The 24,615-nt window shown below is 52.8% G+C and carries 21 protein-coding genes and 8 tRNA genes; 19 read left to right on the top strand and 10 right to left on the bottom strand.

Going from position 1 to position 24,615, the window contains the following annotated elements; genetic code table 11:
• Nucleotides 1-19: 19 nt before the first annotated feature.
• From ACXI0A_RS07350 to ACXI0A_RS07335, 4 genes are all read right to left on the bottom strand, one after another.
• Nucleotides 20-763, bottom strand: a complete 744-nt coding sequence (locus ACXI0A_RS07350) for a type 2 GTP cyclohydrolase I (protein WP_476149612.1) — start codon at nucleotides 761-763, stop codon at nucleotides 20-22.
• Between the two features lie 22 nt (nucleotides 764-785).
• A complete protein-coding gene (gene phrB / locus ACXI0A_RS07345) occupies nucleotides 786-2,213 on the bottom strand; it encodes a deoxyribodipyrimidine photo-lyase (RefSeq protein ID WP_476149614.1) in 1,428 nt (475 codons plus the stop codon).
• A 12-nt stretch (nucleotides 2,214-2,225) separates the two neighbouring features.
• Nucleotides 2,226-3,182, bottom strand: coding sequence for a DUF1722 domain-containing protein (locus tag ACXI0A_RS07340; RefSeq protein ID WP_476149615.1), 957 nt, complete (start codon nucleotides 3,180-3,182; stop codon nucleotides 2,226-2,228).
• A gap of 154 nt (nucleotides 3,183-3,336) precedes the next feature.
• The gene (locus ACXI0A_RS07335; protein ID WP_200578570.1) at nucleotides 3,337-3,537 is read right to left on the bottom strand and encodes a YbfA family protein; all 201 of its coding nucleotides are present in this window, start codon (nucleotides 3,535-3,537) and stop codon (nucleotides 3,337-3,339) included.
• Nucleotides 3,538-3,782: 245 nt separating this feature from the next.
• Here ACXI0A_RS07335 and kdpE point away from each other — a divergent pair, with 245 nt between their 5' ends.
• Nucleotides 3,783-4,457, top strand: a complete 675-nt coding sequence (gene kdpE / locus ACXI0A_RS07330) for a two-component system response regulator KdpE (protein ID WP_224930064.1) — start codon at nucleotides 3,783-3,785, stop codon at nucleotides 4,455-4,457.
• 78 nt (nucleotides 4,458-4,535) lie between these two features.
• Here the strand turns inward: kdpE and pgm are convergent, their stop codons facing one another.
• Both pgm and seqA read right to left on the bottom strand, forming a co-directional pair.
• Nucleotides 4,536-6,176 (bottom strand): phosphoglucomutase (alpha-D-glucose-1,6-bisphosphate-dependent), encoded by a 1,641-nt coding sequence (gene pgm / locus ACXI0A_RS07325; protein WP_224930066.1) that lies wholly within the window; start codon nucleotides 6,174-6,176, stop codon nucleotides 4,536-4,538.
• A 25-nt stretch (nucleotides 6,177-6,201) separates the two neighbouring features.
• Entirely contained in the window at nucleotides 6,202-6,750 is a 549-nt protein-coding gene (gene seqA / locus ACXI0A_RS07320; RefSeq protein ID WP_476149616.1) for a replication initiation negative regulator SeqA, read from the bottom strand.
• A gap of 248 nt (nucleotides 6,751-6,998) precedes the next feature.
• On the opposite strand from seqA, the gene ybfF reads away from it, so the two are divergent.
• The 4 genes from ybfF to fur all read left to right on the top strand — a co-directional run bounded on the left by ybfF (nucleotide 6,999) and on the right by fur (nucleotide 9,677).
• A complete protein-coding gene (gene ybfF / locus ACXI0A_RS07315; protein WP_224930073.1) occupies nucleotides 6,999-7,763 on the top strand; it encodes an esterase in 765 nt (254 codons plus the stop codon).
• Nucleotides 7,764-7,931: 168 nt separating this feature from the next.
• Nucleotides 7,932-8,207: a LexA regulated protein gene (gene ybfE / locus ACXI0A_RS07310; protein ID WP_034829114.1), complete on the top strand. Its 276-nt coding sequence runs from the start codon at nucleotides 7,932-7,934 to the stop codon at nucleotides 8,205-8,207.
• Between the two features lie 135 nt (nucleotides 8,208-8,342).
• Nucleotides 8,343-8,873 carry a flavodoxin FldA gene (gene fldA / locus ACXI0A_RS07305; protein ID WP_034829111.1) on the top strand — a complete coding sequence of 177 codons (531 nt, stop codon included), beginning with the start codon at nucleotides 8,343-8,345 and terminating at the stop codon, nucleotides 8,871-8,873.
• Nucleotides 8,874-9,227: 354 nt separating this feature from the next.
• The gene (gene fur, locus ACXI0A_RS07300) at nucleotides 9,228-9,677 is read left to right on the top strand and encodes a ferric iron uptake transcriptional regulator (protein ID WP_007890672.1); all 450 of its coding nucleotides are present in this window, start codon (nucleotides 9,228-9,230) and stop codon (nucleotides 9,675-9,677) included.
• Nucleotides 9,678-9,738: 61 nt separating this feature from the next.
• On the opposite strand, the gene ACXI0A_RS07295 is transcribed toward fur, so the two are convergent.
• The 3 genes from ACXI0A_RS07295 to nagE all read right to left on the bottom strand — a co-directional run bounded on the left by ACXI0A_RS07295 (nucleotide 9,739) and on the right by nagE (nucleotide 14,216).
• Nucleotides 9,739-10,134, bottom strand: coding sequence for a hypothetical protein (locus tag ACXI0A_RS07295; RefSeq protein ID WP_224930076.1), 396 nt, complete (start codon nucleotides 10,132-10,134; stop codon nucleotides 9,739-9,741).
• Nucleotides 10,135-10,369: 235 nt separating this feature from the next.
• On the bottom strand, nucleotides 10,370-12,037 hold the full coding sequence (gene glnS, locus ACXI0A_RS07290) for a glutamine--tRNA ligase (protein ID WP_476149618.1): 1,668 nt from the start codon (nucleotides 12,035-12,037) through the stop codon (nucleotides 10,370-10,372).
• 151 nt (nucleotides 12,038-12,188) lie between these two features.
• Entirely contained in the window at nucleotides 12,189-14,216 is a 2,028-nt protein-coding gene (nagE, locus tag ACXI0A_RS07285) for an N-acetylglucosamine-specific PTS transporter subunit IIBC (RefSeq protein ID WP_224930331.1), read from the bottom strand.
• Nucleotides 14,217-14,559: 343 nt separating this feature from the next.
• Between nagE and nagB the strand changes: the two genes are divergently transcribed.
• From nagB to ACXI0A_RS07220, 13 genes are all read left to right on the top strand, one after another.
• A complete protein-coding gene (gene nagB, locus ACXI0A_RS07280) occupies nucleotides 14,560-15,360 on the top strand; it encodes a glucosamine-6-phosphate deaminase (protein WP_224930082.1) in 801 nt (266 codons plus the stop codon).
• A gap of 60 nt (nucleotides 15,361-15,420) precedes the next feature.
• Nucleotides 15,421-16,569: an N-acetylglucosamine-6-phosphate deacetylase gene (gene nagA, locus ACXI0A_RS07275; protein ID WP_224930085.1), complete on the top strand. Its 1,149-nt coding sequence runs from the start codon at nucleotides 15,421-15,423 to the stop codon at nucleotides 16,567-16,569.
• Between the two features lie 7 nt (nucleotides 16,570-16,576).
• Nucleotides 16,577-17,797: a DNA-binding transcriptional regulator NagC gene (nagC, locus tag ACXI0A_RS07270; protein WP_476149620.1), complete on the top strand. Its 1,221-nt coding sequence runs from the start codon at nucleotides 16,577-16,579 to the stop codon at nucleotides 17,795-17,797.
• 39 nt (nucleotides 17,798-17,836) lie between these two features.
• Nucleotides 17,837-18,589, top strand: coding sequence for an HAD-IIA family hydrolase (locus ACXI0A_RS07265; protein WP_100702388.1), 753 nt, complete (start codon nucleotides 17,837-17,839; stop codon nucleotides 18,587-18,589).
• A 329-nt stretch (nucleotides 18,590-18,918) separates the two neighbouring features.
• Nucleotides 18,919-20,586: an asparagine synthase B gene (gene asnB, locus ACXI0A_RS07260; protein WP_224930091.1), complete on the top strand. Its 1,668-nt coding sequence runs from the start codon at nucleotides 18,919-18,921 to the stop codon at nucleotides 20,584-20,586.
• Between the two features lie 215 nt (nucleotides 20,587-20,801).
• Nucleotides 20,802-20,878 (top strand) — tRNA-Met (locus tag ACXI0A_RS07255).
• Nucleotides 20,879-20,889: 11 nt separating this feature from the next.
• Nucleotides 20,890-20,974 (top strand) — tRNA-Leu (locus tag ACXI0A_RS07250).
• 20 nt (nucleotides 20,975-20,994) lie between these two features.
• Nucleotides 20,995-21,069, top strand: a tRNA-Gln gene (locus ACXI0A_RS07245).
• 34 nt (nucleotides 21,070-21,103) lie between these two features.
• Nucleotides 21,104-21,178 (top strand) — tRNA-Gln (locus ACXI0A_RS07240).
• Between the two features lie 28 nt (nucleotides 21,179-21,206).
• Nucleotides 21,207-21,283 (top strand) — tRNA-Met (locus ACXI0A_RS07235).
• A 6-nt stretch (nucleotides 21,284-21,289) separates the two neighbouring features.
• Nucleotides 21,290-21,364, top strand: a tRNA-Gln gene (locus tag ACXI0A_RS07230).
• A 30-nt stretch (nucleotides 21,365-21,394) separates the two neighbouring features.
• A tRNA-Gln gene (locus ACXI0A_RS07225) sits at nucleotides 21,395-21,469 on the top strand.
• 27 nt (nucleotides 21,470-21,496) lie between these two features.
• Nucleotides 21,497-21,571 (top strand) — tRNA-Gln (locus tag ACXI0A_RS07220).
• Between the two features lie 85 nt (nucleotides 21,572-21,656).
• Here ACXI0A_RS07220 and ubiF read toward each other — a convergent pair.
• A complete protein-coding gene (ubiF, locus tag ACXI0A_RS07215; RefSeq protein ID WP_476149621.1) occupies nucleotides 21,657-22,829 on the bottom strand; it encodes a 3-demethoxyubiquinol 3-hydroxylase in 1,173 nt (390 codons plus the stop codon).
• Between the two features lie 169 nt (nucleotides 22,830-22,998).
• Between ubiF and miaB the strand changes: the two genes are divergently transcribed.
• Complete coding sequence (miaB, locus tag ACXI0A_RS07210) at nucleotides 22,999-24,423, top strand: tRNA (N6-isopentenyl adenosine(37)-C2)-methylthiotransferase MiaB (protein WP_476149622.1); 1,425 nt, start codon at nucleotides 22,999-23,001, stop codon at nucleotides 24,421-24,423.
• Nucleotides 24,424-24,615 lie beyond the last annotated feature (192 nt).

The raw sequence follows: 24,615 nt of genomic DNA, 5'->3' as shown, positions 1-24,615 counted from the left end.
GGACGCGAAGAGAGAGAATTCAGGCAGGATTGTCGATATCAATAAAGGTCACATCGAGGCCATAGCTCTGCGCCAGCCATTCGCCCAGCGCCTTAATACCGGCGCGCTCGGTGGCATGATGCCCGGCGGCGAAAAAGTGCAGGCCTTGTTCACGTGCGCTGTGAATGGTTTGCTCAGAAACTTCACCGCTGATGAAGGCATCCACGCCAAAAGCGGCCGCGCTATCGATAAAGCCCTGTCCGCCGCCGCTGCACCAGGCTACACGTTTAATCAGCGCCGGGGCATTATCACCGCAGTGCAACGGTTTCCGGCCTAAACGTTCGGCGATTTTGGCGGCGAGCGCTTCGCCGCTTAAAGGTTCTGCCAATTCGCCCCAAGGCACCAGCGGCTGAATTTCCCCTTTCACTTCAATATCAAACAGCTTAGCCAGCTGCGCATTGTTGCCGAGCTGTGGGTGTGCATCCAGCGGCAGGTGCCAGCCATACAGGTTGATATCATTGACCAGCAGCGTGCGCAGACGCTGGCGTTTCATCCCTTTAATCAGCGGTGATTCGCTTTTCCAGAAATAACCGTGATGCACCAGGATAGCGTCAGCATTGCGCTTGACCGCTTCATCCAGTAGCGCCTGACAGGCCGTCACGCCCGTGATGACGGTTTTTACTTCCGCGCGACCTTCCACCTGCAAACCATTGGGCGCATAGTCACTGAAGGCGCTGGTGTTCAGTTGCTGATTAACAATGTGTTCTAACTCGACATGATTCATTTAGTACGGCTCCCTGACCGCCTCAGGCCGCGCTGCGCGCGCGCTCGAAGGCGTCTAGTGTCTTTTTACGTGCGTCCTTATGTTCCACGATTGGCGCGGGATAATCGAGTTTCTTATTATTTTTCTTCGCCCAAACCTGCGGTTGATGAATGTCACTCTCAGGCACGTCTTTCAGCTCTGGCAGCCACTGGCGGATAAATTCGCCTTTTTCGTCGAAGCGTTCACCCTGGGTAGTGGGATTGAAAATACGGAAATAAGGTGCCGCGTCGGTGCCGGTGGAAGCCGCCCACTGCCAGCCGCCGTTGTTGGCCGCCAGATCCCCATCGATCAGTTGCTGCATGAAGTAGCGCTCACCGTCATGCCAGTCGATCAGCAGATCTTTCACCAGGAAGCTGGCAACGATCATGCGCAGACGATTATGCATCCAGCCCAGCGTATTGAGCTGACGCATCGCCGCATCGACGATGGGATAGCCGGTTTTTCCCTGCTGCCACGCGGTGAGGTGCGCCTCGTTTTTCTGCCACTGGACGTTATGCGTCCACTCCACAAACGGCTGATGCTTGCACAACGCCGGGAAGGCCACCATCAGATGACGATAAAACTCGCGCCAGATCAGTTCATTCAGCCAGGTAAAGGCCTTGCCTTCGTTCAGTGCATCAGGATGTTCTTTCAGAATACGATGCAGGCACTGACGCGGAGACAGCACCCCAATCGCCAGATACGGCGATAAGCGGCTGGTGCCATCTAATGCCGGCAAATCGCGCACGTCGGGATAGTGCTGCACAGATTGTTTACCGAAATGGCGCAATTGCTTCAACGCTGCCTCTTCTCCAGCCGGAAACAGCGATGCATCAAAATCTTCCAGCGGATAATCAAAAGCAGGGATTTTCTTACCCGCACTGACCGGCGCATCACCGCGTGCTTTCGGTGCATGATGACACTCCGGTAACCCTTGATGCAGTCGACGAACAAAGGCGCGACTGAACGGCGTGAAGACTTTGAACATGGTGTGATTGCCGGTCTGCACGCTGCCAGGTGGCAATAACAGGCTGTCATCAAAGCCCTGGCAAATCACACCCTGAGCATCAAGACGCTTTTCAGCGGCCACATCACGTTCGCGCTCGTTAATCTCGTACTGATAGTTGTAATAGAGCTCATCCACTTGCTGCTGGTCGCAAAACTCACTCAGGTAATCTACCGAAGCGGCAAAGTCGTCGCACTGATGGTAATGCAACTGAATGCCGCGCTCGGCCAGTGAGTCTTGCAACGAACACAGATTCTGGTGAATAAAGGCCGCCTGCTTCGGTGCCATATGGTGTTGCTGCCACTGTTTAGGCGTGGCAATAAACAGCGCCAGCACCCGGGCATGGCTGTCGCGGCAAGCGGCAGCCAGCGCAGTGTTGTCATTGATGCGCAAATCGTTACGCAACCAGACTAAGTGGGTGGTCATAGTGCTCCGGAATTATTGACCGTAGCGCAGACGCAGCGCTTCCGGATAAGGATCAAAGTAACGTTGCTGCGCCAGCCACGGATGCGGGTACTCCGCCATGTAGTGTTTCAGCATGGTGATAGGTACTAACAGCGGCTGGACGCCAGTGCGATAACGATCGATTAACTGCGCCAGTTCCTGACGCTGCGGGGATGACAATTGTGGTCGGAAGTAGCCCTGCACATGCATCAGCACATTGGTGTGATTACGACGCGAAGCCTGATGTGACATCAAATGCATCAGGCGAATCCGGTATTCATAGGCGTAATCATCCAGCGAATCCCACTGCTCCATCGCGGCCACAAATCGCCCCATTTCACGATACTCATCCTGCGCATGCGACAGCAGCAGCAACTTGTATCGACTGTGGAAGGCGATCAGCTTGTGGCGGGTTAAACCGCTGCGCCACATTTCATTAAATTCATGTAATGCGTAAACGCGACTGATGAAGTTTTCGCGAATAGCGTCGTCATGCAGACGCCCATCCTCTTCCAGCGGCAGCCATGGCATCTCCTTTTGCAGAAAGGCAGTGAAAACGCCGGTGCCCGCTTTGCGATTGTCATTGGTATCGGGCTGATAGACGCGCACGCGCTCCAGGCCACAGCTCGGTGATTTTGCGCAGAGAATGTAGCCACAAAGATGATGCAATGATTTCACGCGATTGGCCGACCAACCCTCCATCTCATCCGTTACCTCTTGCCCGCCATCTTTACTGAAGCAAAGGTGAATTTGATCATCTGACTCCTTGACCAGACGCAGTGCAGGACGCGGCGTGGGCAAGCCAATTGCCATTTCCGGACACACTGGTTCAAAGCGGATAAAGGGTGTCAGTTCTTCGGTTGCAAAAGCGAAACGCTTGTGGCCACCGTCAAAACGGACCTTATCCCCGAGCAGGCAAGCACTAATACCAACCGGAATTTTTTCGCTCATACTTGTACAACCTCCAAAATCTTGTAGAGGTTTAAGTGTAGCTGAAACGGCGAGGGATAACAGCGGGTAACCGGGGGAATACCGATAAAGTTTAGAATAAAAAAACCCGGCGCTTCATTGAAGCTGCCGGGTTCTTAGAGAGTCGAGAGAGCGCTTACCAGTGAATGCTGCCTATCGCTTCTGTCTGCGCCAGCCAGACTGGCTTGGTGCTGGTCTTACACCAGATGCGGTGCAGATAACTGTAGAAACGAGCACGATCCTGGCGGAACAACATGACGGGCAAGGCAAGTATGCCAACCAATACCGCCAGCACACGGCGCAACACGATTTTATAAAGTGGATATGCCTGATACATGATTGCCTCCTGGGGTAAATTTTGCGTTGAAATGTGATCTGTCTCAGATATTACGCTTAGTTGTGTAATTTTACTACTCATCCGACCACTAATCTTGGTCTTTTTTTGTGCTTTTCGGCATTGCCTGAAAGTAAGTTACATAATTGTAAACAGCGAGATATTACGAGGTTACAAACATCATGACGGACGCGGTGTCCGATTCTTGATAAAGTGCCGTGTTAACTTTACCTGTGGCAGGAGTCAGCGTGACGACCATCTTGATTGTTGAAGATGAAAAAGAAATTCGCCGTTTCGTGCGCCTGGCGCTGGAAAGCGAAGGTCTGAAAATTGTGGAAGCGGAGCAATTACAGCGCGGGCTGATTGAAGCGGCTACGCGAAAGCCGGATTTGGTGATCCTCGACCTTGGACTGCCCGATGGTGACGGCAACGACTTTATTCGTGAAGTGCGTCAGTGGAGCAGCATGCCAGTGATTGTGCTGTCTGCGCGCAGTGATGAGCAGGACAAAATCGATGCACTGGATGCCGGTGCTGATGACTATCTGACCAAGCCGTTTGGCATTGGCGAGCTGCTGGCCCGCGTGCGCGTGGCGTTGCGTCGCCATCAAAGCAACCAGCCTGAACCGATAGTGAAATTTGGTGAAGTGAGTGTCGATCTGGCCGCGCGCCGCGTGCTGCGTAACGAACAGGAAATTCATCTGACGCCCACCGAGTTTCGCCTGCTGAGTTTGTTGCTGAACAATGCCGGAAAAGTGCTGACGCAGCGTCAGTTACTCAATCAGGTCTGGGGGCCGAATGCGGTGGAGCACAGCCACTATCTGCGCATTTATATGGGACATCTGCGCCAGAAGCTGGAAACCAATCCCACGCAGCCGAGCCATCTGCTGACCGAAACCGGTATCGGCTATCGGTTTATGCCATAAAAAAACGACCCATGTTGTTACGTGGGTCGTTCTATGAAACCGCGTGAAAAGGCGCACATAGCGCGCCTCAACGTTTAATTACGCGTTTTTCAGCACTTCGCTGACAATCTCTACCGCTTCTTTCTCGATCTGCTGGCGATGCTCAGCGCCGAGGAAGCTTTCACAATAGATTTTGTAGGCGTCTTCGGTGCCTGACGGACGTGCAGCAAACCAGCCGTTCTCCGTCATCACTTTCAGACCGCCGATTGACGCGCCGTTGCCTGGTGCCGCGGTCAGACGTGCAGTAATCGGATCGCCCGCCAGTGTGTCAGCACTCACCATTTCTGGTGACAGCTTAGACAGTGCAGCTTTTTGCGCAGAGGTCGCCGGCGCCTGCAGACGGTTATAGCTTGGCGCACCAAAGCGTTCAGCCAGTTCGTCATAGTGCTGCTGCGGATTCTTGCCGGTAACGGCGGTGATTTCCGCTGCCAACAGACACAGGATGATACCGTCTTTATCGGTTGACCAGGCTGAGCCATCGAAGCGCAGGAAGGAAGCACCCGCGCTCTCTTCGCCGCCAAAACCGAAGCTGCCGTCAAACAGGCCATCAACGAACCATTTGAAGCCAACTGGAACTTCAACCAGCTTGCGGCCGATATCATTCACTACGCGGTCAATCATCGCGCTGGAGACCAGCGTTTTACCCACGGCCACATCTTTGCCCCACTGCGGGCGATGCTGGAACAGGTAATTGATGGCAACGGCCAGATAATGGTTCGGGTTCATCAGGCCAGCAGGCGTGACGATGCCGTGACGGTCGTAATCCGGATCGTTACCGAACGCCAGATCGAACTTATCTTTGTACGCCAGCAGACCGGCCATCGCACACTCAGAAGAACAGTCCATACGCACCACGCCATCTTTATCCAGATGCATGAAGCGGAAAGTCTGATCGACAGCATCATTAACGATGGTCAGATCCAGCTTGTAATGCTCAGCGATGCGCTGCCAGTAAGCGATACCGGAACCACCTAGCGGATCAACGCCGATTTTCAGGCCCGCTTTCTGGATTGCCGGGAAGTCGATGACTTCAGCCAGACCTTCCACATACGGTTGAATCAGATCCTGCTCAACGATATGGCCGCTCGCCCAGGCCTGATCAAGCGGCAGACGTTTCACGTCGTTCAACTCGCCTTTGATCAGCTGGTTGGCGCGGTCTTCCACCACTTTGGTGACGTTGGTATCAGCCGGGCCACCGTTTGGTGGGTTGTACTTGATGCCACCGTCTTCTGGCGGGTTATGCGAAGGCGTGATAACGATGCCATCCGCCTGCGCACCACCACGTTTGTTGTGTTCCAGAATGGCATTGGAGATCGCTGGCGTTGGCGTGTAGCCATTATCCTGCTGCACGATCACATCCACACCGTTCGCTGCCAGCACTTCCAGTACTGACAAGATCGCCGGCTCAGACAATGCGTGAGTATCTTTACCCACGTAGCACGGACCGGTGATGCCATTCTTTTTGCGCTCTTCTGCGATGGCTTGCGCAATCGCCAGAATGTGCACTTCATTGAAGCTTTGACGTCCCGCGCTGCCGCGGTGGCCAGAAGTGCCAAATTTCACCGCATGGTCCGGGTTCGCCGCATCGGGCTTCAGGACATAATACTGCGAGGTTAATTGTGCAACGTTAATCAAATCGCTCTGCTGGGCAGGCTGCCCGGCACGGGGGTGATTGGCCATTGGCGCTTCTCCCTGACGCTTCAGTTTAAATGGTGCCGCGAACTTTCTCTGTCAGTTCCTGTGGGAACTGCATAGCCAGCATGATGTGTTCCACCATGCTGCATTTGCGGCCTGTATTGGTATTGGTGATCACCCAGTACGGCGTGCCGGGAACGTGCTTCGGCTTAGTATGGGTGCCATTTTGCAGCAGCGTGTGCTCGTCACCCGCGAAGTAAACACGAGTGCGGCCCTGCAACGAGGCAGTGGCTTCAGCAAATGCAGCTGGATCAAGACGATAGAGCGTTGACAGTACCAGCATAAAGCGATTAACCGCCTTATTCTGCTCGGCATACTCATCGGAAAGCAGCAGTTCACGCACGGCACGTACGCGATCCTGAGGACGCGCTTCGTTACGCGCTGGCTGTGCTTCTTTAGCAGCCGTCGTAGCGACAGGTGCCACAGGTGCCACAGGTGCACTCTGGCCCGCGGTAAACTTCAGCATGCGGCGCAAAATATCCGATGCGCTTTCACCAATGTGTTGCGTGTGGCTGGCAATATAACGGTAGAGTTCTTCGTCAACTTCAATCGTTTTCATCTTATTCCGTACAATTCTGGCAAATGACAGAACCACGCATTATTGCAACGGCCTTAGCAAAATCGAGCAGTGCAAAACGTGAGCGGGCTCTAACATAAGGATTATAAAGTTAAATCCGTGGCAGCCGATAGCGCTGGCGTCGTTTCAGGGCAAAAGTCGGAATATGCCCTAATGCCTGGCCGGCTGGCTCCTGGACAGGTGAATCCATGATACCCTAAGCCAAGGTCACAACCGTAAGAACTTTAGCCATGATTTTGAACGCCCGTCTGCAAACTGAACAATCTACCCCTGAAGCTCCCCCTATTCTGTTAATTCATGGCCTTTTTGGCAGCCTGGATAACCTTGGCGTGTTGGCGCGCGGCGTACGAGATGCTCGCCCCACGTTGCAAGTGGACGTGCGCAACCATGGTTTATCTGAGCGCAGTGAGGTGATGAATTATCATGCTATGGCACAAGATATCGTGGAGACGCTGGATGCACATCAGATAGAACGTGCCGGCGTGATAGGCCACTCGATGGGCGGTAAGATCGCCATGGCACTGAGTGCGGTGGCACCGGAACGTATCGAGAAGATGGTGCTGATTGATATCGCCCCCGTGGATTATCAAACTCGTCGTCACGATGAGATCTTTGCCGGCATTCGTGCGGTCACTGCTGCAGGCGTGGCGCGTCGCAGTGAAGCGGCGGAAGTGATGCGTCAACATGTCGCTGAAGAGGGGGTGATTCAGTTTATTCTCAAGTCTTTCGTGGACGGCGAATGGCGCTTTAATGTGCCGGTGCTGTGGGACCACTACACCACCATTTCTGGCTGGGAAGAGGTTCCGGTCTGGCCACATCCCGCATTGTTTATTCGCGGTGGCGACTCCCCTTACCTCGACAATCAGCACCGCGATGCACTGTTGCGCCAGTTCCCGCAGGCGCATGCGCACGTCATCAGCGGTGCCGGTCATTGGGTGCACGCTGAAAAACCTGATGCAGTATTGCGCGCAGTTCGCCGCTTTTTTAACCTGTAAAAGCAAAAGCTTGCCGTTTACGGTTTAGGGTTGGCGTCACAGAGTGCGCTGAAGTATGATGTCGCGCTAAAAATTTGCCGCGGATGATTTTTTCACCGCGGTCGGGCCGATAATGTATAAATCGCGCAGCGCCTTTCCGCCGTTCGCGCCCACTCAGTTTCACAAATCATGGCAAAAGAACAGACAGACCGTACCACGCTTGATCTTTTTGCAGACGAGCGGCGTCCCGGTCGCCCTAAAACCAGCCTGCTGACACGTGACGAACAGTTGCGTATCAACAAACGTAACCAGCTCAAGCGCGATAAAGTGCGGGGGCTGCGTCGTGTCGAGCTGAAAATGTCCAGCGAGGCGGTTGACGCCTTGAATACGCTGGCCGAGCAACAAAACATCAGCCGCAGCGAATTGATTGAACAAATGCTGCTGGCACAACTCAAACTGTCTTAGCGCGCTGACCGCACGCAGGAACACAAAGTTCAGGCTTTACTCGTTCCGCCCTTTTCAACGGTCTGCTATCATTCGCTAACATGTGCAGTCAATTGACTTACTCTCACAATCAGGCTTTAAGAGGTTACTTAACCCATGGCAATCGTAGGCATTTTCTTCGGCAGCGATACCGGCAACACTGAAAACATTGCAAAAATGATCCAGAAACAACTGGGTAAAGATGTCGCCGAAGTGCATGACATTGCTAAGAGCACCAAAGAAGATCTCGCAGCGTTCGACATCCTGCTGCTGGGCATTCCTACCTGGTATTACGGCGAAGCACAGTGTGACTGGGATGACTTCTTCCCTACTCTGGAAGAGATCGACTTCAACGGCAAACTGGTGGCACTGTTTGGCTGTGGCGACCAGGAAGATTATGCAGAGTACTTCTGTGATGCGATGGGCACGATTCGCGACATCATTGAGCCAAACGGCGCGGTGATTGTCGGACACTGGCCTACCGAGGGCTATCACTTTGAAGCCTCAAAAGGTCTGGCAGACGACAAACACTTCCTCGGCCTGGCGATTGACGAAGATCGTCAACCTGAGCTGACCAATGAACGTGTTGACGCCTGGGTGAAGCAGATTTTTGATGAACTGCAGTTAAAAGAGATCATCGAAGCCTGATGCCTCGCCGCCCCAATGTGAGCGCTGGCTCACATTGGGGCAAAGGAATTTCCTATAAAAATAATAGTCAGGGTTTTTTAACTTTTCCCCGCAAATCTGTAGAATACCCGCAATGGTCATCCGCTTATTCCTCTGATTGTTGACTGAGGCTGAGTGAAATGGAAATCCAAACCACACTGTTACGCGCTAACGTAGCGATATTTATCCTTACGAATTTTGTTGATTTGCGCGACACCCTGGTTTTCATTTCACTGCTTGAGTTCTATAATGAGACGCAAATGAGAATACGCGTGACCTAAACATTCAAGGCCCCTGCGCCGTAAGTGACATGCAAAGTAACAGGACAATATCCGAATGACTGACAACAACTCCGCATTGAAGAAGGCTGGCCTGAAAGTCACTCTGCCAAGATTGAAAATTTTGGAAGTGCTTCAGGGACCTGGCCCCGAGTCCCATCACGTCAGTGCGGAAGATTTGTATAAGCGCCTGATCGATATGGGCGAAGAGATTGGCCTGGCAACGGTATATCGCGTTCTTAACCAATTTGATGACGCGGGTATCGTCACCCGTCATAACTTCGAAGGCGGAAAATCCGTATTCGAACTGACTCAGCAACATCATCATGACCACTTGATCTGCCTGGATTGTGGCAAAGTGATCGAATTTAGCGATGAATCAATCGAAACGCGTCAGCGTGAGATTGCTACTCGCCATGGCATCAAACTCAGCAACCACAGCCTGTACTTGTACGGTCACTGTGCACTGGGAGACTGCCGCGAAGACGATACGCTCCACGATAAGTAATTGAGTGTGCTATGCAATATAAAAAAACCGGTGCTTGTCACCGGTTTTTTTATGCCTGTTATCAAGCGATAAAGGTTTCGTGCAGATAACGCCAGCGGGGAATGGTAGTGCTGCAATCCAGTACAGCCAGAGAAATGCGCGTTTGATTGGTGCCGTTCAACATTTGTAACTCACGATATTGAATCGTCACTTCATCACTCTGTTGCGAAATGATGACATGCTCGCTGGTGGCAATGCGCATTCCTTCCCGCTGACCGTGCAGTTTGCGAAACAGCACTTCTGTCTCATTCAGATCCAGCTGCTTACCCAGCGGGGTGACCATTTTGAAATCCGGGTGAAAGTATGACAAAAGCAGTTCCATGCTGTCATCACTGCCTTCTGCCTGGTTAAAAACACGTTCAATAAGCTGATGTAATACCACCACGCTATGCTTAGCTTCCAGGGCGAGACTTGTCATTTTTTTTCCTTTGATAACCCGCAGAGCTCTGTTGAGAGCGCATAGCCTACCTGAAATACAATTTTTCACACTCGCAAATGGGTTAATTTTGCTAAAGTCAGAATTGTCGCAAAATGAGACAATAAGCACACTTTACCGCCTTCAGCATAATTGATTGCCCAGGGCGGATTACAGGCAATAAAAAAGGGCGATTGCTCGCCCTTTCATGATCATATTGTGCTATCGACGAATGACATTACTCGCCAATTTTCGCGAAGGTATCGCGTAGCCCCACCGTACGGTTAAACACCGGCTTACCGGGCTGCGAATAAACGCTATCGGCACAGAAGTAGCCTTCGCGTTCAAATTGATACGCAGCCGTTACCGCTGCATCTCGCAGACCAGACTCGACGAAGCCCTGTTTGATTTCCAGCGAATTTGGGTTGATGGTGGTCAGGAAATCCTCAGCCGCGGCCGGATTTGGCACGCTGAACAGGCGATCGTAAAGACGGAACTCCGCAGGCAGCGCGTGAATGGCAGAAACCCAATGGATAACCCCTTTCACTTTGCGGCCGTCTGCCGGATCTTTACTCAGCGTGTCCACATCACAGGTGGCGTAGATGCAGGTGATATTACCCTCTTCATCTTTCGCTATGCGCTCCGCGCGAATCACGTAAGCATTACGCAGACGCACTTCTTTACCCAGCACCAGGCGCTTGTACTGCTTGTTGGCTTCTTCACGGAAGTCAGCACGATCAATCCACACTTCGCGGCTGAAAGGTACTTCACGCGTGCCCATCTCCGGTTTATTCGGATGATTAGGCATGGTCAGCGTTTCTTCATGACCGGCTGGCAGGTTTTCGATCACCACTTTCAGCGGATCAAGCACGGCCATCGCACGCGGGGCGTTTTCATTGAGATCGTCACGAATACAGGATTCCAGCGACGCCATCTCAACGATGTTGTCCTGCTTGGTCACGCCGATACGGCGGCAGAACTCACGAATGGAAGCCGCGCTGTAACCACGACGACGCAGACCGGAAACGGTCAGCATGCGCGGATCGTCCCAGCCTTCCACCACTTTCTCGGTGACCAGCTGCGTCAGCTTACGCTTCGACATCACCGCGTATTCCAGATTCAGACGCGAGAATTCGTACTGACGCGGATGCTGAGGAATGGTGATATTATCCAGCACCCAGTCGTACAGACGACGGTTGTCCTGGAACTCCAGCGTACACAGTGAGTGCGTAATGCCTTCGATCGCATCCGAAATGCAATGTGTAAAGTCGTACATCGGGTAGATGCACCACTTGTTACCGGTCTGATGGTGATCGGCAAACTTAATGCGGTACAGCACCGGATCACGCATCACGATGAAGCTGGATGCCATGTCGATTTTGGCACGCAGACAGGCTTTACCTTCTTCAAAACCGCCATCACGCATTTTCTGGAACAGCGCTAAGTTCTCTTCCACGCTGCGATCGCGGTACGGGCTGTTTTTGCCAGGCGCAGTCAGAGTGCCGCGATATTCACGGATCTCTTCCGCCGACAACTCATCAACGTAAGCCAGACCTTTATTGATCAGCTCAACGGCGTAATTAAACAGTTGGTCGAAGTAGTCTGAGGAGTAACGAATGTTGCCGCTCCACTCAAAGCCCAGCCATTGCACGTCACGCTTGATGGATTCAACGAACTCCAGGTCTTCTTTCACCGGGTTAGTGTCGTCAAAACGCAGGTTGCACTGTCCTTGATAATCTTGGGCGATACCAAAGTTCAGGCAGATAGATTTCGCATGGCCAATATGCAGGTAACCATTGGGCTCAGGCGGGAAACGGGTATGCACACTGCTGTGCTTACCGCTCGCCAAGTCTTCGTCGATGATCTGACGAATAAAGTTCGTTGGGCGGGCTTCAGCCTCACTCATCTCAAAATCCTCAAAACAATAGCGGGTGATTTGTACCACGAAGTAACGGAGTATGATCCACAAAGCGCAGGAGGGAAACAACCGTTTGTTGGTCGTTTTAAAACAAAAAAGGCAGGAATTGCTTCCTGCCTTCTGACTAAATCACAAGGACTTAGTTTTTCACTTCATACAGCGGTGTCACACCTGCAACCACCGAACCGCTTGCCAGCAGATTCAGTCCGGCGAAATCATCGCTGTTGCTGACGACCACCGGGCTAATCATTGAGCGCGCGTTGGCGTTGAGGAAGTCCAGATCCATCTCCAGAATCGGTTGACCGGCGGTGACGGTTGCACCCTCTTCCACCAGACGTGTGAAACCTTTACCTTCCAGCGCGACCGTGTCCAGACCCATGTGCACCACGATCTCGACGCCGTTGGCCGCTTCCAGACAGAACGCATGGTTGGTGTTGAAGATTTTCACCACGGTACCGGCAATTGGTGCCACCACCGTTTTGTCGGTTGGCTTGATTGCCAGGCCATCACCCACGGCTTTGCTGGCGAAGGCTTCATCCGGCACGGCATCCAGTGAGACGATCTCACCGGTCACCGGTGCCACCAGCGTAGCGATGACTGCTTTTTCGGTGTTCAGCACGGCTTGTGGTTTTGCCGCGACAGGTGCAGCAGCGGCTGCAGGAGCGGAAGCCGCCGCAACCGGGCCTTTGCTCAATACCGTTTTCATCGCGGTGGCGATACTTTCAGCCTGCGTACCGACAATCACCTGTACGCTTTGCTTGTTCAGTCGAATCACACCGGATGCGCCTAAACGTTTCGCCACGCCTTCATTCACCTGAGCAGAGTCTTTGACGTTCAGACGCAGACGGGTAATACAGGCATCGATGTTGGTCAGGTTGTCTGAACCGCCGATGGCTGCAATGTAACGACGTGCCAGTGATTCTGTCTGGCTTTCACCGTTACCGCTATGGTCGACGTTGACGTCGTAGCCGTCAGTTTCATCGCCTGCAGACAATTCACGACCCGGCGTCATCAGATTGAATTTCTGAATAGTGAAACGGAACACCACATAGTAGATGGCGAAGAACACCAGGCCTTGTGGGATCAACATCCACCAATTCACTGCCAGCGGGTTACGCGTTGACAGCACCATATCCACCAGCCCGGCACTGAAGCCGAAGCCGGCAATCCAGTGCATGCTCGCGGCGATAAATACGGAGATACCCGTCAATACCGCATGGATCACATACAGCACTGGCGCTACGAACATGAAGGAGAATTCCAGCGGTTCAGTGATACCAGTGAAGAAGGCCGCGAACGCAGCAGCCAGCATGATACCACCGACTTTAGCGCGGTTTTCTGGGCGTGCGCAGTGGAAGATAGCCAATGCTGCACCCGGCAAGCCAAACATCATGATCGGGAAGAAGCCCGCCTGATAGCGACCGGTGATGCCCGGGATACCCGTGCCATTAGCGATAGATTGTGCACCGCCGAGGAACTTAGGAATATCGTTAATGCCTGCCACGTCAAACCAGAACACGGAGTTCAGTGCGTGATGCAGACCGACCGGAATCAGTAAACGGTTAAAGAAGGCGTACACGCCTGCGCCCACTGAGCCCATTTTCTGAATGTGCTCACCGAAGTTCACCAGGCCGCCGAAGATGATCGGCCAGATGTACATCAGGATGAACGCCACGACGATCATCAGGAAGGAGACGAGGATCGGCACCAAACGTCGGCCACTGAAGAACGACAGCGCTTTGGGCAGCTCAACATGGCTAAAGCGGTTGTACACTTCAGCGGAGAGAATACCGACCAGAATACCCACGAACTGGTTATTGATCTTGCCGAAGGCAGCAGGCACCTGATCGACCGGGATCTTCTGAATCATAGATACGGCGGCTGGCGAACAGAGTGTCGTCACCACCAGGAAGCCGACGAAGCCGGTTAACGCGGCCGCACCATCTTTATCTTTCGACATACCGTAAGCCACACCAATGGCAAACAGCACGGACATATTTTCGATAATGGCAGAACCCGACTTGATCAACAGTGCTGCCAGCGCATTACCTGCACCCCAGCTATCTGGATCAATCCAATACCCTACCCCCATCAAGATTGCCGCTGCCGGCAGTGTCGCTACCGGCACCATAAGCGCGCGGCCGACCTTTTGCAGATATCCTAAAATACTCACCTTTTTCTCCCCCTATGAGACTGGCGTTTTGCCGTAGCGCGGGTTGATTTTATTATCCCTACGCTCGGTACCTTGATGACATCTTTCACCACGAGGCGCAGTGTAAAGATAAATTAATTCGCCTCGCAAATTAAAACCACAGTAACTGTGACTTTAATCACCATAATGGACGTTTATTCCTGCGAAATGCTAGCCACCACCACAAACTTATTTTATGATGAAAAATATCAAGTCGCACTTTTCCCTGCTGGTTACGCTTAAACGGATTACGCTTAATGGCAGCAACCTAAACCAGCATCGGCGACAACATTTTCCTAATCTTAATTGAGGTGAAGACATGAGACTGATCCCTTTGGCCACACCGACCCAGGTGGGTAAATGGGCTGCACGCCACATTGTTAACCGCATTAACGCGTTTAAGCCTAGCGCAGAACGTCCCTTCGTGCTGGGCTTGCCCACCGGCGGTACGCCGCTGGAAGCTTACAAGCACCTGATTGACATGCACAAAGCGGGCCAGGTTAGTTTTAAGCACGTGGTGACCTTCAATATGGACGAATACGTCGGCCTGCCAAAAGAGCATCCTGAAAGCTACCATAGCTTCATGTATCGTAACTTTTTCGATCACGTTGATATCCAACCAGAAAATATCAATCTTCTGAATGGCAATGCACCAGATATTGACGCAGAATGTCGCCAATACGAAGAGAAGATGCGCGCTTACGGTAAAATTAACCTGTTTATGGGCGGCGTCGGTAACGATGGGCACATTGCTTTTAATGAACCAGCCTCCTCCCTTTCATCACGTACGCGTATCAAAACCCTGACGCACGATACCCGTTTAGCCAACTCACGCTTCTTTAATGGCGATGTCGATCAGGTGCCAAAATACGCCCTGACCGTGGGTGTGGGTACGCTGCTGGATGCTGAAGAAGTGATGATTCTGGTGACGGGCCATCTGAAAGCACAGGCGTTGCAGGCTGCCGTGGAAGGCAACGTTAACCATATGTGGACCATCAGCTGCCTGCAGTTGCATGCGAAATCCGTGGTGGTGTGTGACGAGCCAGCTACCATGGAACTCAAAGTGAAAACCGTGAAATATTTCCGCGAAATGGAAGCGGAAAATATGAAGGGTGTGTGAAAACACGTTGTGAAAAACCTGCCGCTTTAAAGTGGCAGGCTTAGCCGGGAGAGAAAAACGATGTACGCATTAGTGAACGGCCGGATTTTTACTGGTCATGAAATTCTGGACAATCATGCAGTGGTGATTGCGGATGGCCTGATTGAGCGCGTGTGCCCACGAGATGCGCTTGACGCAACGATTGCACAGCAGGATGTGGCTGGTGCGTTTATCGCTCCCGGATTTATTGATTTGCAGCTCAACGGCTGCGGCGGTGTGCAGTTTAACGATGATATCGACGCACTGAGCGTCGAAACGCTGGAAATCATGCAGCGTGCCAATGAAAAATCAGGCTGCACCAGCTATCTGCCAACGTTGATCACCAGCACCAATGAACTGATGAAGCGTGCCATTGAAACCATGCGCGCCTACCAGGCCAAACATCAGAATCAGGCGCTGGGTTTGCATCTTGAAGGCCCCTGGCTGAACAAAGCCAAAAAAGGCACTCACAATCCAGATTTGATTCGTCTGCCCGATGCGGAGATGGTGGACTTTCTCTGCGCCAACGCGGATGTGATCACCAAAGTCACGCTGGCGCCAGAAAATGCCGGTGCTGAAGTAATAGGCAAACTGCGTAACGCTGGCATTATTGTGTCTGCGGGACATTCAAATGCCACTTATGAAGAAGCCAAAGCCGGTTTTAGTGCGGGTGTCTCTTTTGCTACTCATCTCTATAATGCCATGCCGACCTTCGCCGGACGTGAGCCTGGTCTGATCGGTGCGCTGTTTGATTCACCTGATGTATACTGCGGCATCATTGCGGATGGTTTACATGTCCATTACGCTAACGTGCGCAATGCAAAGCGCATCAAAGGTGACAAGCTGGTGTTGGTAACGGATGCGACCGCACCGGCCGGCGCGTCGATTGATCAATTCATTTTTGCAGGCAAAACAATATACTATCGCGACGGCCTTTGCGTTGACGAAAACGGTACCCTGAGCGGTTCTGCGCTGACTATGATTGAAGCGGTACAGAACAGCGTAGAACATTGCGGTATCGCGCTGGATGAAGCATTGCGCATGGCAACGCTTTACCCAGCCCAGGCAATGGGTGTGGAAAAACAGCTGGGTTCAGTGACAGCAGGAAAAGTCGCTAACCTCACTGTCTTTACCCGCGATTATCAAATCACTAAGACGTTAGTCAATGGAGACGACGTCCTCAGCGAGTAAGTACTGAATGACCACTGGCGGCCAGACTCAAATAGGAAATGTCGATCTTGTCAAACAACTCAATAGTGCAGCCGTTTATCGGCTAATTGATCAACAAGGGCCGATATCGCGTATACAGATTGCCGATCTCAGCCAGCTTGCGCCCGCCAGCGTCACGAAAATTACCCGCCAGCTTATTGAGCGCGGCCTGATCAAAGAGGTAGAGCAACAAGCCTCTACCGGTGGTCGCCGCGCCATTTCCATCATTACCGAAACCCGTCACTTTCATACCATCGGCGTTCGCTTAGGGCGCAATGATGCCACGCTGACGTTGTTTGACCTGAGCGGCAAATCGCTGGCGCAGGAAGACTATCCGCTGCCTGAGCGCACCCAGGAAACGCTGGAGAATGCGTTGTTCAATGCCATCACGGCATTTATGGCGGCGCATCAACGCAAAATTCATGAGCTGATTGCGATTGCGGTGATTCTGCCAGGCCTGGTAGACCCGATTAATGGCATTATTCGCTATATGCCGCATATCACCGTGAGCCACTGGCCACTGGTGTCCAGCCTGCAAAAACGCTTCAACGTCACCAGCTTTGTTGGCCACGATATCCGCAGTCTGGCGCTGGCGGAGCACTATTTCGGTGCAAGTCGCGATTGCGCAGACTCCATTCTGGTGCGTTTACATCGCGGTACCGGCGCGGGGATCATCGCCAATGGCCATATTTTCCTCGGCAGTAACGGCAACGTCGGCGAGATTGGTCATATCCAGGTCGACCCTTTGGGCGAACGCTGCCATTGCGGCAACTTTGGCTGTCTGGAAACCATCGCGGCTAACGGCGCGATTGAAAATCGCGTGCGCCATCTGCTCAATCAGGGCTACCCAAGCACGCTGACGCTGGATAATTGCCTGATGCCGCAAATTTGTCGCGCCGCCAATCATGGCGATGCGCTGGCGTGCGAAGTAATCGAGTACGTTGGTCGCTACCTCGGGAAAGCGATTGCGATTGCCATTAACCTGTTCAATCCGCAAAAGGTGGTGTTGGCGGGGGAAATCACCGACGCAGATAAAGTCCTGTTCCCGGCGATTGAAGGCTGCATTAATACCCAGGCGCTGAACGCGTTCCGTAAAAATCTGCCGGTGGTGCGCTCTGAACTGGATCATCGCTCAGCGATTGGCGCCTTTGCCCTGGCAAAACGCGCGATGCTGAATGGTATTTTGCTGCAGCATCTGCTGGAAGAATAACTGAAGCCTGCCGTCTGGCGGGCCCGACCGGAAGCCAATATGACCATCAAAAGCGTAATCTGTGACATCGACGGCGTGTTGATGCACGACAATACTGCCGTGAAAGGCGCGAATGAGTTTCTGCAGCGCATTCTCGAAAAAGAGATGCCGCTGGTAGTGCTGACTAACTATCCGTCGCAAACTGCCCAGGATCTGGCGAATCGCTTTGCCAATGCAGGCGTTGAGGTGCCGGATTCGGTGTTCTATACCTCCGCCATGGCAACCGCCGATTTCCTGCGCCGTCAGGAAGGCAAAAAAGCCTATGTGATTGGCGAAGGTGCATTGATCCACGAATTGTATAAGGCGGGATTCACCATCACTGATGTGAACCCCGATTTCGTCATCGTCGGCGAGACGCGCTCGTTCAACTGGGAAATGATGCACAAGGCTGCGTTCTTTGTTGCTAGCGGCGCACGCTTTATCGCCACCAACCCGGATACGCATGCGCGCGGCTATGTGCCGGCTTGTGGCGCGCTCTGTGCTGGTATTGAAACCATTTCCGGTCGCAAGCCGTTTTATGTTGGCAAGCCGAGCCCTTACATCATGCGCGCGGCGTTGAATAAGATGCATGCCCATTCGGAAGAAACCGTGATTGTCGGTGATAACCTGCGCACCGATATTCTGGCTGGCTTCCAGGCCGGGCTGGAAACCATCCTGGTGCTCTCCGGGGTTTCTACGCTGAGTGACATTGATGCGATGCCGTTCCGACCAGACTGGATTTATCCTTCAGTAGCCGATATCGATCTCTTCTAAGTCTTCACTATCGCGTTTACTTATCGCCCTGCCCGCACGCTGTGTGAGCGGGGCGTTTGTTTTTACATCCCTTTAAGGTGATTTTGTGCAGCGGTAATTGCACAGGAAATCATCCAAAACGCCAATTCATTAGACATCATCTAATTTAATTGCCATTTAATTAGATAAAATTCAATTTTTAAGCCATCACAACAATCTTTTTATCAAAAGATCGCAATATTGCTTGCGTTAACACCACCAGATAGCGCATTTTCTTATACATCACGCAGTCAAGGCTGCCGGACAAACGTAGAAATAACATCGCCGCAAGGTGAGATCAGGAGTCAGTTATGTGTTCGATTTTTGGTGTGCTGGATCTGAAATCCGATCCTGTTGAACTGCGCAAGAAAGCGCTGGAGTGTTCCCGTCTGATGCGTCACCGTGGCCCGGATTGGTCTGGCGTGTATGCCGATGACAAAGCCATTCTGGTGCATGAGCGCCTGTCGATTGTTGACGTTAACAACGGTGCACAGCCGCTGTACAACGCTGACCACACCCACGTACTGGCCGTGAACGGCGAGATCTATAACCATCAGGCTTTGCGTGCTGAACTGAGCGATCGTTATGCGTTCCAGACTGGTTCTGACTGCGAAGTAATCCTCGCGCTGTACCAGGAAAAAGGCCTCGATTTCCTTGATGACCTGCAAGGCATGTTCGCCTTTATTCTGTGGGACAGCGTGAAACAGCAATATCTGATTGGCCGTGACCACATCGGGATTATCCCGCTGTACATGGGCAACGATGAGCACGGCAACCTGTTTGTCGCCTCTGAAATGAAAGCGCTGGTGCCGGTTTGCCGCACCATCAAAGAATTCCCACCGGGAAGCTTCCTGTGCAGCAGCGATGGTGAAATTCGTCGTTACTGGCAGCGTGACTGGATGGATTTCTCTGCGGTTGCCGAGAACACCACCGATGCTGCGGGCCTGAAGCATGCGCTGGAAGAGTCAGTGAAAAGCCATCTGATGTCTGACGTGCCTTATGGCGTGCTGCTGTCTGGCGGCCTCGACTCGTCCATCATCTCTGCCGTGACCAAGCGCTTTGCCGCAAAACGTGTTGAAGATGAAGATAAAAGTGATGCCTGGTGGCCACAGCTGCACTCCTTTGCTGTCGGTCTGGAAGGTTCACCAGATTTGAAAGCCGCTAAATCCGTGGCTGAGCATCTGGGTACGGTGCACCATGAAATCCACTTCACCGTGCAGGAAGGTCTGGATGCGATTCGCGATGTGATTTACCACATCGAAACTTATGACGTCACGACGATTCGTGCCTCCACGCCAATGTACTTGATGTCACGTAAAATCAAGGCGATGGGCATCAAAATGGTGCTGTCAGGTGAAGGCGCGGACGAAGTGTTTGGCGGCTACCTGTACTTCCACAAAGCGCCAAACGCTCAGGAATTCCACGAAGAGAACGTGCGCAAACTGCTGGCCCTGCACATGTTTGACTGTGCGCGTGCCAACAAAGCGATGTCGGCATGGGGCGTTGAAGCACGCGTTCCCTTCCTCGACAAGAAATTCCTCGATGTGGCGATGCGCATCAACCCGGAAGACAAACTGTGCGGCAGCAACGGCAAAATGGAAAAACACATTCTGCGTGAATGCTTCTCTTCTTACCTGCCGGAAAGCGTCGCATGGCGTCAGAAAGAGCAGTTCTCGGATGGCGTAGGCTACAGCTGGATCGATAGCCTGAAAGAAGTGGCCGCGAAGCAGGTCACCGATCAGCAGTTGTCTACCGCGCACTTCCGCTTCCCGTACAACACGCCGAACTCGAAAGAAGCGTATTTGTACCGCGAAATCTTTGAAGAGCTGTTCCCGATTGCCAGCGCTGCAGAGTGTGTACCGGGCGGTCCATCCGTTGCCTGTTCTTCAGCGAAAGCCATTGAATGGGATGAAGCCTTCAAGAACATGGATGACCCTTCAGGTCGTGCTGTCGGTGTGCATCAGTCCGCCTACAAATAAGCTTGTGAATGAGTAGGATAAGGGGTCTGAATAGGCCCCTTTTTGTTTTTATCGTCGATGTTGCGATCGAAAACTGCTGAATAAATCGCCACCCTGGTTACAAGCCAGTCAAACAGGCGTTTTAAGGCAAAAAACGGCAAAAAACTTGTTGACGCTACAAAGCTCAATACGCATAATGCGCCCCGCAACGCCGATGAAGGTTAGCGAAAAAAGATGGCTACGTAGCTCAGCTGGTTAGAGCACATCACTCATAATGATGGGGTCACAGGTTCAAATCCCGTCGTAGCCACCATCTTTTTTTTCGCGGGAGTGGCGAAATTGGTAGACGCACTAGATTTAGGTTCTAGCGCCGCAAGGTGTGCGAGTTCAAGTCTCGCCTCCCGCACCATTTCAGTCTCGGCAGCCGGATGGGGTATCGCCAAGCGGTAAGGCACTGGTTTTTGATACCAGCATTCCCAGGTTCGAATCCTGGTACCCCAGCCAATCCGATATTTACTCGTGGATACGAGTCGACAGATGGGATATCGCCAAGCGGTAAGGCACCGGTTTTTGATACCGGCATTCCCTGGTTCGAATCCAGGTATCCCAGCCATTATCGGAAGTAATAAGCAGTAAACTCAGGCTACGTAGCTCAGCTGGTTAGAGCACATCACTCATAATGATGGGGTCACAGGTTCAAATCCCGTCGTAGCCACCAAATTTTTGGGGTGTCGCCAAGCGGTAAGGCTCTGGTTTCTGATACCAGCATTCCGGGGTTCGAATCCCTGCACCCCAGCCATATTTAAGAAGAATTTGTAACACCATTAATTGGGGTGTCGCCAAGCGGTAAGGCTCTGGTTTCTGATACCAGCATTCCGGGGTTCGAATCCCTGCACCCCAGCCAATTAAAGACAATTTGAAAACGCATTATTGGGGTGTCGCCAAGCGGTAAGGCTCTGGTTTCTGATACCAGCATTCCGGGGTTCGAATCCCTGCACCCCAGCCAAATTGCACAATAAAGCCCGCTTTTGCGGGCTTTATTGTTTTCTGCATCCGGGTAAAGCAAAGAGCGCCTTGCGACGCTCTGACACTTACAAGCCCAACGCGTATTTCAGCGCCTTGCGTTTCAACGCTCCGGCATTCTCCGCCGCAATCAATGCCAGATTTCGCGCAAATCGCAACGGTGAAAGCGCATTGCTGAAGGCAAAATAGAACAAATCCATTCCGCCCTGCATCAGCAAATTATCTTTATAGCGTTGACGATGATAACGCTGTAACACCGCATCAGATGACCACAACTGAGCCTGGCTGCGCGCATCAACCAGTGTATTGATTAAGGCATCAACATCACGATAGCCGAGATTCACGCCCTGTCCCGCGAGGGGATTGATGGTGTGTGCCGCATCACCTACCAGCGCTAATCCTGGCAAGACATAGCGCGAAGCGTGGCGACGCACCAGCGGGAATGAGGCCGCCTTCTTCACCCGAATCCGCCCTAAACGTGCCGGGAAGTGGGCATGAATCTCTTTTTCAAGCTGTGACAATGGCATTGCCTGTAGCTGGCGAATACGCGCCGGTGCGTCATACCACACCAAAGAGGCGTGATGATCAAACAGCGGCAGGAACGCGCGAGGTCCCTCTGGCGTGAATTGCTGCCAGGTCGAATCCCCCACTTCCTGCTCGCACTCGACGCTGATCAGCATACAGGACTGGGCATATTGCCAGCCACGTACCCCAATCCCCGCCAGTTGGCGCACGCGCGAGTTAGCACCATCAGCACCGACCACCAGACGTGTATCCAGCGTGGTGCCATTATCCAGTTGAACATGCCAGCCGCCACTGTGCGATTGAAGCTGTTGCAGGCTGGCGGGACAGATCAGCGTGATGCCCTCTTCCTGCATCTTTTCCCATAACGCACGTTGCAGCACGCTGTTTTCCACCATATATCCCAGCTCTGGCAGGCCCAGCGAGGCAGCATCAAAGGTCACATGCGCACTTTGCCACTCCCAGGTTTCGAGTTTACGGTAAGGGGCACAACGCATCGCCTCTACGCGCTCCCACACATTCAATTGACGCAGCAGTGCCACCGACGAAGCACCGATAGCAGAAATGCGCACATCGGGCGGGCTTGCGGCATCAAACACAGTGGGTTCGGCGCGTTCAATCACCGCCACGCGAAATTGCTGCTGTGCCAGGCCACAGGCAAGCGCCGCGCCCACCATGCCGCCACCCACCACCACCACATCAAAATGTGAATCCTGCATTGACTCTAATCCTTCTGCTTGCCGTGATTGCTCACGTCATCACGTTGATAGATAAAGTGTACCGGAAATTGGCTGCACAATCTCAGGCCCTGCTGTGCTGGTCACAACAGCAGCAAAGCATTACAATACGCGCCCTGCACTTCCCTGCACTGAATCAATGGCTAGTTCGATGACCAAAAAACTGCATATTAAAACCTGGGGCTGTCAGATGAATGAGTACGATTCATCAAAGATGGCCGATCTGCTGAACAGCACGCACGGTTACACTCTGACCGAGGACGCTGAAGAGGCCGACGTACTGCTGCTCAACACCTGCTCGATCCGTGAGAAGGCGCAGGAGAAGGTTTTCGCCCTGTTAGGACGCTGGAAGAAATTGAAAGCGATAAATCCTGACGTGATTATTGGCGTCGGCGGCTGTGTCGCTTCGCAGGAAGGCGAACGTCTGCGTGAACGCGCCAACTGCGTGGATATTGTGTTTGGCCCACAGACGCTGCATCGCCTGCCAGAGATGCTTAATCAGGTGCGCGGGACGAAAAGCCCGGTGATTGACATCAGCTTCCCGGAAATCGAGAAATTTGACCGCTTACCGGAACCGCGCGCAGAAGGCCCGACTGCCTTTGTGTCCATTATGGAAGGCTGCAACAAATATTGTACTTTCTGCGTGGTGCCTTATACGCGCGGCGAGGAAGTGAGCCGTCCGTGTGACGATATTCTGCTGGAAGTTGCGCAGCTGGCCGCGCAGGGCGTGCGAGAAGTGAACTTGCTGGGTCAAAACGTTAATGCCTATCGCGGCTCGACCTTTGATGACCAAATCTGCAGCTTCGCGGAACTGTTGCGTCTGGTGGCGGCCATTGATGGCATCGACCGCATTCGTTTCACCACCAGCCATCCCATTGAATTCACCGATGACATTATCGATGTCTACCGGGACACGCCAGAGCTGGCGAGCTTCCTGCACTTACCGGTACAGAGCGGTGCCGATCGTATCCTGACGCTGATGAAGCGTGCGCACACCGCGCTGGAATACAAAGCCATCATCCGCAAGCTACAGAAAGCCCGCCCGGATATTCAGATGAGTTCAGATTTCATCATTGGTTTCCCTGGCGAAACGCAGCAGGATTTTGAGCAGACCATGAAACTGGTGGGCGACGTGAATTTCGATGTCAGCTTCAGCTTCATCTATTCGGCACGTCCGGGAACCCCTGCCGCTGATTTGCCTGACGATGTTTCCGAAGAAGAGAAAAAGCAGCGCCTGTATATTCTGCAGGATCGCCTCAATCAGCAGGCGATGGCCTGGAGCCGCCGCATGCTCGGTACCACGCAGCGTGTGCTGATAGAAGGCATCTCACGTAAAAATGTGATGGAGTTGACCGGACGCACCGACAACAACCGCGTGGTAAACTTCGAAGCGCCTGTGGAGATGATCGGCAAGTTTGTTGACGTAGAAATTGTCGATGTTCATGCCAACTCGCTGCGCGGCAAACTGATCCGCACCGAAGATGAAATGGCGTTACGCGTCAGCCTCAGCCCCGATGCCGTGATAGCCCGCACACGCCGCGAAAATGACATCGGCGTAGGTCTTTACCAGCCTTGATGCCCCCTCGCTTTGCGCGGCAGTGCACAAGGTGCTGCCGCCTGTTTCATCCCGTACCCCTTGCATTCCGCCTGCAACGCCCAAATATCGCTTTTGCAACTTGCAGCCGGGCCTTGCCCCATAAATAATTCCGTATAGATGCTTATCTCTGTGATGAAGCATTGGATACATCTTCTTCAACTGGCCCTGAGT

The sequence above is a fragment of the Pantoea sp. C1E2 genome, from assembly GCF_056491465.1.
This window is presented reverse-complemented; position numbering and strand designations above follow the sequence as displayed.

Coding starts and splice junctions, on each gene's coding strand:
- glnS (WP_476149618.1), bottom strand. CDS start 12,037: ATGAGTGAGGCTGAAGCCCGCCCAACGAACTTTATTCGTCAGATCATC.
- fldA (WP_034829111.1), top strand. CDS start 8,343: ATGGCAATCGTAGGCATTTTCTTCGGCAGCGATACCGGCAACACTGAA.
- asnB (WP_224930091.1), top strand. CDS start 18,919: ATGTGTTCGATTTTTGGTGTGCTGGATCTGAAATCCGATCCTGTTGAA.
- ybfE (WP_034829114.1), top strand. CDS start 7,932: ATGGCAAAAGAACAGACAGACCGTACCACGCTTGATCTTTTTGCAGAC.
- ybfF (WP_224930073.1), top strand. CDS start 6,999: ATGATTTTGAACGCCCGTCTGCAAACTGAACAATCTACCCCTGAAGCT.
- nagB (WP_224930082.1), top strand. CDS start 14,560: ATGAGACTGATCCCTTTGGCCACACCGACCCAGGTGGGTAAATGGGCT.
- pgm (WP_224930066.1), bottom strand. CDS start 6,176: ATGGCCAATCACCCCCGTGCCGGGCAGCCTGCCCAGCAGAGCGATTTG.
- ubiF (WP_476149621.1), bottom strand. CDS start 22,829: ATGCAGGATTCACATTTTGATGTGGTGGTGGTGGGTGGCGGCATGGTG.
- ACXI0A_RS07265 (WP_100702388.1), top strand. CDS start 17,837: ATGACCATCAAAAGCGTAATCTGTGACATCGACGGCGTGTTGATGCAC.
- fur (WP_007890672.1), top strand. CDS start 9,228: ATGACTGACAACAACTCCGCATTGAAGAAGGCTGGCCTGAAAGTCACT.
- phrB (WP_476149614.1), bottom strand. CDS start 2,213: ATGACCACCCACTTAGTCTGGTTGCGTAACGATTTGCGCATCAATGAC.
- ACXI0A_RS07335 (WP_200578570.1), bottom strand. CDS start 3,537: ATGTATCAGGCATATCCACTTTATAAAATCGTGTTGCGCCGTGTGCTG.
- nagC (WP_476149620.1), top strand. CDS start 16,577: ATGACCACTGGCGGCCAGACTCAAATAGGAAATGTCGATCTTGTCAAA.
- ACXI0A_RS07295 (WP_224930076.1), bottom strand. CDS start 10,134: ATGACAAGTCTCGCCCTGGAAGCTAAGCATAGCGTGGTGGTATTACAT.
- miaB (WP_476149622.1), top strand. CDS start 22,999: ATGACCAAAAAACTGCATATTAAAACCTGGGGCTGTCAGATGAATGAG.
- nagA (WP_224930085.1), top strand. CDS start 15,421: ATGTACGCATTAGTGAACGGCCGGATTTTTACTGGTCATGAAATTCTG.
- ACXI0A_RS07350 (WP_476149612.1), bottom strand. CDS start 763: ATGAATCATGTCGAGTTAGAACACATTGTTAATCAGCAACTGAACACC.
- ACXI0A_RS07340 (WP_476149615.1), bottom strand. CDS start 3,182: ATGAGCGAAAAAATTCCGGTTGGTATTAGTGCTTGCCTGCTCGGGGAT.
- seqA (WP_476149616.1), bottom strand. CDS start 6,750: ATGAAAACGATTGAAGTTGACGAAGAACTCTACCGTTATATTGCCAGC.